General features: G+C 69.1%; 8 protein-coding genes. All 8 read right to left on the bottom strand.

The genetic code is table 11. The features are described 5' to 3' along the window. The coding region (gene gltB, locus B4E30_RS08185) for a glutamate synthase large subunit (protein ID WP_286794636.1) at positions 1 to 3,842 on the bottom strand (3,842 nt) is incomplete at its 3' end. A 70-nt stretch (positions 3,843 to 3,912) separates the two neighbouring features. After that, a complete protein-coding gene (gene lgt / locus B4E30_RS08180; protein WP_286794634.1) occupies positions 3,913 to 4,881 on the bottom strand; it encodes a prolipoprotein diacylglyceryl transferase in 969 nt (322 codons plus the stop codon). Between the two features lie 66 nt (positions 4,882 to 4,947). Next, positions 4,948 to 5,742, bottom strand: a complete 795-nt coding sequence (gene trpA / locus B4E30_RS08175; RefSeq protein ID WP_286794632.1) for a tryptophan synthase subunit alpha — start codon at positions 5,740 to 5,742, stop codon at positions 4,948 to 4,950. Then, positions 5,739 to 7,004: a tryptophan synthase subunit beta gene (gene trpB, locus B4E30_RS08170; RefSeq protein ID WP_286794630.1), complete on the bottom strand. Its 1,266-nt coding sequence runs from the start codon at positions 7,002 to 7,004 to the stop codon at positions 5,739 to 5,741. The genes trpA and trpB overlap by 4 nt, the downstream gene beginning before the upstream one ends. Beyond that, positions 7,001 to 7,807, bottom strand: a complete 807-nt coding sequence (gene trpC, locus B4E30_RS08165) for an indole-3-glycerol phosphate synthase TrpC (RefSeq protein ID WP_286794628.1) — start codon at positions 7,805 to 7,807, stop codon at positions 7,001 to 7,003. Before trpC ends, trpB begins: the two co-directional genes overlap by 4 nt. Before the next feature lies 1 nt (position 7,808). After that, positions 7,809 to 8,039 (bottom strand): DUF6704 family protein, encoded by a 231-nt coding sequence (locus tag B4E30_RS08160; RefSeq protein ID WP_286794625.1) that lies wholly within the window; start codon positions 8,037 to 8,039, stop codon positions 7,809 to 7,811. A 40-nt stretch (positions 8,040 to 8,079) separates the two neighbouring features. Beyond that, complete coding sequence (locus B4E30_RS08155; RefSeq protein ID WP_286794623.1) at positions 8,080 to 8,667, bottom strand: Trp biosynthesis-associated membrane protein; 588 nt, start codon at positions 8,665 to 8,667, stop codon at positions 8,080 to 8,082. Next, positions 8,664 to 8,831 (bottom strand): phosphoribosyl-AMP cyclohydrolase (locus tag B4E30_RS08150; RefSeq protein ID WP_286794642.1); only part of this gene is annotated, 168 nt, incomplete at its 5' end. The genes B4E30_RS08155 and B4E30_RS08150, both read right to left, overlap by 4 nt.

The following is an 8,831-nucleotide window of genomic DNA, read 5'->3' as shown; positions in this document are numbered from 1 at the left end:
GTCCCCACCGCGCGCGCCGTGTTGCGCACCGGGAGGTCGATCGAGATCTCTCCCCCGCCCTCGATGACCTCGCGAGCGCGCTCGATGAGCTGCACGTCGAAGTGGTCGTCGAGCTCATGATCCTGGCTGCGCGTCTGACGCCGTGCGAGGTCGTCGGCGAACGCCGGGCCCTCGAGGACGGGAGCGAGATCCATGCCGCTCGCCTTCCAGTGCTGGATCGCGCGGTCGATGTCGAGCAGCTCGTTGTGGCCGATCGCCTCATCCAGCGTGCGGAAGCCGAGGGCCGCGAGGTATTCACGCACCTCCTGCGCGATGAACTCCATGAAGTTGACGACGAACTCGGGCTTGCCGGTGAACCGCGAGCGGAGCACCGGGTTCTGCGTCGCCACGCCCACCGGGCACGTGTCCAGGTGGCACACGCGCATCATGATGCAGCCCGAGACCACCAGCGGTGCGGTGGCGAAGCCGAACTCCTCGGCCCCCAGCAGCGCGCCGATGATGACGTCGCGACCGGTCTTGATCTGCCCGTCGACCTGAACCACGACACGGTCGCGCATGTTGTTGAGCATGAGCGTCTGCTGCGTCTCGGCGAGCCCCAGCTCCCACGGCGTGCCGGCGTGCTTGAGCGAGTTCATCGGGCTCGCTCCGGTCCCGCCGTCATGACCCGATACGAGGATCACATCCGCGAGTGCCTTCGCCGTACCCGCCGCCACCGCGCCGATTCCCGACTGGCTCACGAGCTTGACGTGGATGCGCGCCTTGGGGTTCGCGCGCTTGAGGTCGAAGATGAGCTGCTTGAGGTCTTCGATGGAGTAGATGTCGTGGTGCGGCGGAGGCGAGATCAGCCCCACCCCGGCGGTCGCGTGACGTGTGCGGGCCACCCACGGATACACCTTCGTGGGCGGCAGCTGGCCGCCCTCGCCGGGCTTCGCACCCTGCGCGAGCTTGATCTGGATGTCGTCGGACTCCGTGAGGTAGAGGCTCGTGACGCCGAAGCGACCCGATGCCACCTGCTTGATCGAGCTGCGCCGTTCCGGGTCCATGAGACGGTCGACGTCTTCGCCGCCCTCACCGGTGTTGGACTTGCCGCCGATGCGGTTCATCGCGATCGCCAGCGTCTCGTGCGCTTCCTTCGAGATCGAGCCGTAGCTCATCGCGCCGGTCTGGAAGCGCTTGACGATCGACGGGACCGGCTCGACCTCGTCGATCGGAACGGGGGTGCGCTCGTCCGTGCGGAGCCGGAAGAGGCCGCGCAGCGTCTTCAGCTCGGCGGCCTGGTCGTCGACGAGCTTCGTGTACTCGCGGAAGATGTCGTATCGGCCGGTCCGGGTCGCGTGCTGCAGCCGGAACACCGTGTCGGGGTTGAACAGGTGAGGGGACCCGTCTCGGCGCCACTGGTACTCACCGCCGGTCCACAGCCGCTCGTGGGCGCGCACCGCTCCGTCCTCGGGATAGGCGTACTCGTGTCGCGACGAGTTCTCGGTCGCGATGACCTCGAGCCCGACGCCCCCGAGCTTGGTCTCTGTGCCGGTGAAGTACTTGTCGACGAACTCCTGAGAGAGGCCGACGGCCTCGAACACCTGTGCGCCGGCGTAGGAGGACACCGTCGAGATGCCCATCTTGGACATGATCTTCAGCACGCCCTTGCCGAGGGCCTTGATGAGGTTCGCGACCGCCTTGGCGGGGGTGATGCCGGTGATGTAGCCGGCGCGCACGAGGTACTCGACGGTCTCCATCGCCAGATAGGGATTGACCGCCGAGGCGCCGTATCCGATGAGGGTCGCGACGTGATGCACCTCGCGCACGTCTCCCGCCTCGACGACGAGGCCCGCCTTCATGCGCGTCTCCTTGCGGATGAGGTGGTGGTGCACGGCTGCCAGCATCAGCAGCGACGGGATGGGCGCGAGGTCCTTGTTGGAGTCGCGGTCGCTCAGCACGATGTACTCCGCGCCGTCCTCGATCGCGCGATCGGCTTCGGCGCACATCTGCTCGAGGCGCTTGCGCATGCCCTTCTCCCCCGCCTCGACCCGGTAGAGGCCGCGGATGGTGACGGAGCTGCGTCCGGGCACGGCGGTGTCGATGTGCTGGATCTTGGCCAGCTCGTCGTTGTCGATCACCGGGAAGTCGAGGGTGACGGTGTGGGTGTGGTCGGGTCCCCACGACAACAGGTTCCGCTCCGGTCCCAGCCCGAGCGACAACGACGTGACGACCTCTTCACGGATCGAGTCGAGCGGCGGGTTCGTCACCTGTGCGAACTGCTGGGTGAAGTAGTCGAACAGCAGACGCGGGCGGTCGCTGAGCACGGCGACCGGCGTGTCCGATCCCATGGCGCCGAGCGGCTCGGCACCGTTCTGCCCCATCGGGGTCAGCAGGATGCGCACTTCCTCCTCGGTGTAGCCGAAGGTGCGCTGACGACGTGTGATCGAGGCGATCGGGTGCACGATGTGCTCGCGCTCGGGAAGCTCGGACAGCCGCACGCGTCCGGCGTCGAGCCACTCCTGCCAGGGGTGGAGACCGGCGAGCTCCGCCTTGATCTCCTCGTCCTCGATGATGCGGCCCTGCGCCGTGTCCACGAGGAACATGTGACCGGGCTGGAGGCGACCGCGACGCTTGATGCGCTCGGGCTCGAAGTCGAGCACGCCCGTCTCGCTGCCGATCACGACGAGTCCGTCGGTCGTCTCCGTCCAACGGCCGGGGCGCAGGCCGTTGCGGTCGAGCGTCGAGCCGACGACCGTGCCGTCGGTGAAGATCAGGGCGGCGGGCCCGTCCCACGGCTCCATCTGGATGGAGTGGTAGTCGTAGAACGCGCGGAGCTGCGGGTCCATGTCGGACTGCTTCTCATACGCCTCCGGCACCATCATGAGGATCGCGTGCGGGAGCGAGCGACCGGTGAGCGTGAGAAGCTCCAGGACCTCGTCGAACGAGGCCGAATCGCTCGCGCCGTCGGTGCAGATGGGCAGCAGCGGACGCACGTCGCCGATGAGGTCGGACTCGAGCTGCGACTGCCGGGCGCGCATCCAGTTGCGGTTGCCGTTGACCGTGTTGATCTCGCCGTTGTGGGCGAGCATGCGCAGCGGCTGCGCGAGAGGCCATGAGGGGAACGTGTTGGTGGAGTACCGCGAGTGCACGACCGCCAGCTCGGTGGCGAAGCGCTCGTCCTGCAGATCGGGGTAGAACGGCTCGAGCTGGAGGGTCGTGACCATGCCCTTGTAGCCGATGGTGCGCGAGGACAGCGACACGAAGTACGCGCCGGCCTCGCTGCGGGAGCGCTTGCGCAGGCGGTAGGTCAGGCGGTCCAGCGCGATGCCCGCCACGGGCGCGCCGTCGGTTGCGCGGGCGGCGACGAAGAGCTGCTCGAACACCGGGCGCGCCTCGAAGGCCAGACGGCCGAGATTGTCCGCCGCCGTGGGGACCTCGCGCCATCCGAGGACGACGAGACCCTCCTCGTCGGCGATCTTCTCGATCGTCGCCTTCTGACCCGAGCGCGTCTCGGCATCCGGGGGAAGGAAGGCAAGACCGGCGGCGTACTCGCCCATCGGCGGGAGCGCGAAGGGGACGACATCGCGGAAGAAGACGTCGGGCATCTGCGTGAGGATCCCCGCACCGTCGCCGGTGCCGGCGTCCGACCCGATCGCACCGCGGTGCTCGAGGTTCCGGAGCGCGGTCAGCGCGAGGTCCACGATGTCGTGTCCGGGCTCGCCCCGCAGTGTCGCGACCATGGCGAGGCCGCAGGCGTCCTTCTCGAACGCGGGGTTGTACATGCCCTGACGCGCGGGGAAGCCGCCGGGCAGGGCTGAAGACACGCCTGCCGTAGCGGCGCTGTGACGGGGGCTCGATGCCATATCTACCGTCCTCACGTTGATGCTCAAGGTTGGGACGACGTCGGCCCGGGATGCACGCGTTGCGGTGTGCTTATTTCGTGGGGAGTGCGCTTGTGGCGTCTTTGTGGTCATCGACTCCGGCTGACGGGGGTGCGCTGGTGTCGACGAAGTCTTCGGCCGATTGTACAGCGCCGGGGGGCGACCACTCGCGTCCCGGCACGTAGGGAGAACGTTCCCGGCCGGGGTGGCGGCGCTTCTGCACGAAGAAGATGACGAGGCCGAGGAGCACACCGGCGATGGCGGCCCACACGTTGGTGCGCAAGCCGAGATAGATCTCGCTCGGATCGATGCGGATGGATTCCCACACGATGCGGCCGGCGCTGTACCAGATCAGGTAGAGCGCGAACAGGCGACCCCACTGCAGCCCGAAACGGCGTCCGACCCACAGCAGGAACAGCACGCCGAGTCCGTTCCAGAGCACTTCGTAGAGGAACGTGGGGTGGAAGAGGGTGTCGGCTGCCAGACCCGGGGGGAACGCCGAGTTCTCCGGGTCGATCTCCAGCCCCCACGGCAGATCGGTGGGCAGACCGAACAGCTCCTGGTTGAACCAGTTGCCGAAGCGTCCGATGGCCTGCGCGAGCAGCAGACCCGGAGCGAGTGCGTCGGCGAAGCTCCAGAATCGGATGCCGGTCCAGCGGCATCCCAGCCACGCCCCGACCGCGCCGCCGATGAGCGCGCCGTAGATCGCGATACCGCCCTCCCAGATGCGGAAGACGGCCCAGAAGTCCGCCCCCTCCCCGAAGTAGAAACCGGGGTGCGTGGCGACGTGGTAGATGCGCGCGGCGATGATGGCAAGCGGCACCGCGATGAGGGCGATGTCGATGACGACCCAGGGCTCGGCACCGCGCCTGGTCAGCCGATGATTGGTCATCAGCACGGCGATGACGATGCCGGCGATGATGCACAGCGCGTAGAAGTGGATGCGCAGCGGTCCGAGGTCGATGTAGCTGACGGTCGGGCTGGGGATGCTGGCGACCACGCTGAGGGCGGCGTTCGTCATAGGGGCGGATCGTCCTTCTCGAGAGGTGTGGCGTCGTGAGACGGCCCGAGCGGTCTGAGTCTAGTTCTACCCGGTGCTCGGGCGCGTGCCGGCGACGAGGGCACGCGTGGTGCGTGCGAGGCCCTCGAGGCCGCCGTCGCGCAGCGCACGCACGAGTGCGGTGCCGACGATGGCCCCGTCCGCGTACCCGAGAACGCCGGCGACCTGGTCGGCCGTGGAGATGCCGATGCCGACGCACGCGTGCTGGGCACCCTGAGCCCGGAGCCTGCCGACGAGGATGCGCGCTGCGGCGTCGAGCTCGGCGCGCTCGCCCGTGATCCCCATGGTCGAGACCGTGTAGACGAAGCCGGTGGAGTTCTCCACAATGAGCCGGAGCCGCTCGTCCGAGGACGTCGGCGCCGCCAGGAAGATGCGATCGAGGCCGGTGCGACGGCTCGCGTCGATCCACTCCTGGCCGGCTTCGGGGGTGATGTCGGGCGTGATCAGGCCCGCTCCGCCGGCGGCCAGCAGGTCGTCCGCGTAGCGGTCCACACCGTACTGGACGACCGGGTTCCAGTAGGTCATCACGAGTACCGGCACATCCACTCGCCGGGTGATCTCGCGAATGGCCGTGAAGGTGTCGCGAAGCCGGAACCCGCCGGCCAGCGCCGCCTGCGTGGCCTCCTGAATGACGGTGCCGTCCATGACGGGGTCGGAGTAGGGCGGCCCGAGCTCCAGGATGTCCGCGCCGTTCTCGGCCAGGGCCACGGCGGCGTCGATGCTCGTCTGGAGATCGGGGAAACCGAGGGGAAGGTAGCCGACGAAGGCCCCGCGTCCCTGCTCCGCAGCGGCGTTCACCGCGGCTGCGACGCGCGAGGTCACAGCTTCTCCCCCTCGCCCTTGGCGGCATCCGCCGTCGGCGCGGACGCCGCGGCAGCAGCGTCGACCCCGGCGTCGTACAGGTCGAAGTAGCGCGCGGCCGTGTCCATGTCCTTGTCGCCGCGACCGGAGAGATTGACCGCGAGGATGGCGTCGGGACCCAGCTCGCGACCGACGCGCAGCGCGCCGGCCAGAGCGTGTGCGGACTCGATCGCGGGGATGATCCCTTCGGTGCGCGAGAGCAGTCGGAGGGCCTGCATGGCCTCGTCGTCCGTCGCGGGGATGTAAGCGGCGCGGCCGATGTCGGACAGCCACGCGTGCTCCGGTCCCACCCCGGGATAGTCGAGGCCGGCTGAGATGGAGTGCGACTCGATCGTCTGGCCGTCCTCGTCCTGCAGCACGAAGGTCTTCGCGCCGTGGAGGACGCCCGGTCGGCCGCGCCCGATCGATGCCGCGTGTCGCGGCGTGTCGACCCCGTCGCCGGCCGCCTCGACGCCATAGAGCTTCACGTCCGGGTCGTCGAGGAAGGCGTCGAACATGCCGATCGCATTCGAGCCGCCGCCGACGCAGGCCAGAACCGCGTCCGGGAGCCGGCCGGTCTCCTCGAGCAGCTGGGCTCGGGCCTCGTCGCCGATGACCTTCTGGAAGTCGCGGACCATTGCGGGGAAGGGGTGCGGACCCGCCGCGGTCCCGAAGATGTAGTTGGTCGTCTCGACCGACGCCACCCAATCGCGGTAGGCGTCGTTGATCGCGTCCTTGAGGGTGCGCGATCCGGTCGTGACCGGAATCACCTCCGCGCCGAGGAGTCGCATACGTGCCACGTTGAGCGCCTGGCGCTCCGTGTCGACCTCGCCCATGTAGATCGTGCAGTCGAAGCCGAACAGCGCCGCGGCCGTCGCCGTCGCCACCCCGTGCTGGCCGGCACCGGTCTCCGCGATCACGCGCGTCTTGCCCAGGCGCTGCGTGAGCAGGGCCTGACCGAGGACGTTGTTGATCTTGTGCGAACCGGTGTGGTTCAGGTCCTCGCGCTTGAGGAAGATTCGCGCTCCGCCGGCGTGGGCGGCGAATCGGGGCACCTCGGTGAGCACCGACGGGCGACCGGCGTAGGTGTGCAGCAGGCGGTGGAACTCGCCGACGAAGCCCTCGTCGGCCATGGCCGCCTCGTAGGCGGCGGTGAGCTCATCGATCGCAGCGATCAGCGACTCGGGCATGTAACGACCCCCGAAGTCACCGAAGAAGGGTCCGTGGGCGTCGCGCAGACTCACGCTCGGCTCCTCTCGGTCGTCGAGCGGTCGGGTGCGGCGTCGAGGAAGGACGCGAGAGTCGCCACCGGATCGCCGGTCACCAGCGCCTCCCCCACGAGAACCACATCGGCACCGGCACCGCGGTAGTGGGCGACGTCGGCCGGGCTGAGCACGGCCGACTCTGCGATCTTGACGGCGTCCTCGGGCAGACGCGGTGCGAGACGGCCGAACAGATCCTTGTCGAGCTCGAAGGTCGACAGATCGCGTGCATTGACGCCGACCAGCCGCGCGCCGAGATCGGCGGCACGGTCGACCTCGTCGGCGCTGTGCGTCTCGATCAGGGGCGTCATCCCGAGTTCGACAGTCAGATCGTGCAGGCGTCGCAGGTCGTGCTGCTCCAGCGCGGCGACGATCAGCAGCACCAGATCGGCTCCGGCGGCGCGTGCCTCCCACACCTGGTAGTCGGTCGCGATGAAGTCTTTCCGCAGAACGGGCACATCGACGCGCGCCCGGACGGCCTCGAGGTCGGCGAGGCTCCCCTTGAAGCGACGCCCTTCGGTGAGGACGGAGATCGCCGACGCTCCCCCGGCCTCGTACAGGGAGGCCTGGTGTGCGGGATCGGGGATGTCCGCGAGGTCACCCCGCGACGGACTCGCGCGCTTGACCTCGGCGATGATCTTCACGCGGGCCGCCGGCGCGAGCGCGGCCAGAGCATCCCTCGCGGGCCGCTGCGCCAGCGCTGCCTTCTCCACGTCCGCGAAGGGACGCTCGAGCAGGCGCGCCTCCGCATCCGCCACCGCGCCGGCCGTCAGGTCGGCGAGCACGTCAGTGCTCTTTCGCGATGTGCTTCGGGCCGTTGACGCCGTAGCCGGCTCTGGCCATGACCCATCCGACGATGAGACCGACGACCACAAGAGCGGCCGAGCTCCACACGAGCCAGGGGATGTCCAGGAAGAAGGCCGTGGTGCCCACGGCGAAGCCGACGAGCATGATGACGACAGCGGTCCATGCTGCGGGTGAGTGGCCGTGGCCGGGATCGCCGTTGGTGTGGCTCATGGATCTCCTCCGATTGCGCGGGTCGTTCAAGTCTATCGGTTCAGGCCGTCGGGTCTTCGCCCCGCGACAGCTCATCCCAGGAGTCGATCGCATCGTGGGGGCGCGATCCTCCGGCGGGTTCAGCATCGGTGCGGAACCGCCGGCCTGACGTGCCCGACCACCGATGGGCCCCGCCGAGAGTGAGCAGCCCCGCGGCGACCAGCACGACCGCGGCGGCCACGGTGACCACGACCCATGGCGTGACCGCGGAGCTCGCGACGAGATCGCGCACCGCATCGGCGCCGGTGATGCCGGTGGCATCGGTCACCGTCGAGGCGTAGGACTCCACCGGGGCGTCCAGACCCACTCGCGCCGACAGCAGCGTGAGGGCGGCCCCGATGAGCGTGGTGAGCGCGCCGAACGCATACGTGAGCACGCGGCCGACGATCGTGAGGGCGGCCCCGAGCGCGAGTGCGGCGAGGCTCAGCGGTGCGAGGACCGGCACGGCGTCGGCGCCGGCGACGGTGAGCTGGTCTCCCTCGACGGAGGCCAGGGTCACCGTCAGCCAGGTCTGCGTCGACGAGATCAGGCCGACGACGCCGCCGATCAGCACCAGGACGACGGCGAAGGTGCGGGGCCGCCGCGTCATCCCGCGACCACGGGTGCCAGGTCGTCGGCGTCGAAGCAGGTGCGGGTGCCGGTGTGGCACGCGGGACCGTGCTGTTCCACGCTCACGAGGATGGCGTCCCCGTCGCAGTCGAGGCGAACCCCTCGCACCTCCTGGAAGTTGCCCGACGTGTCGCCCTTGCGCCA

The organism is Microbacterium sp. UBA3394, from assembly GCF_002358725.1.
Classification (GTDB): domain Bacteria; phylum Actinomycetota; class Actinomycetes; order Actinomycetales; family Microbacteriaceae; genus Microbacterium; species Microbacterium luteum.
Note: the sequence above shows the minus strand (reverse complement) of the source record. Positions and strands in the feature narration are given on the sequence as shown.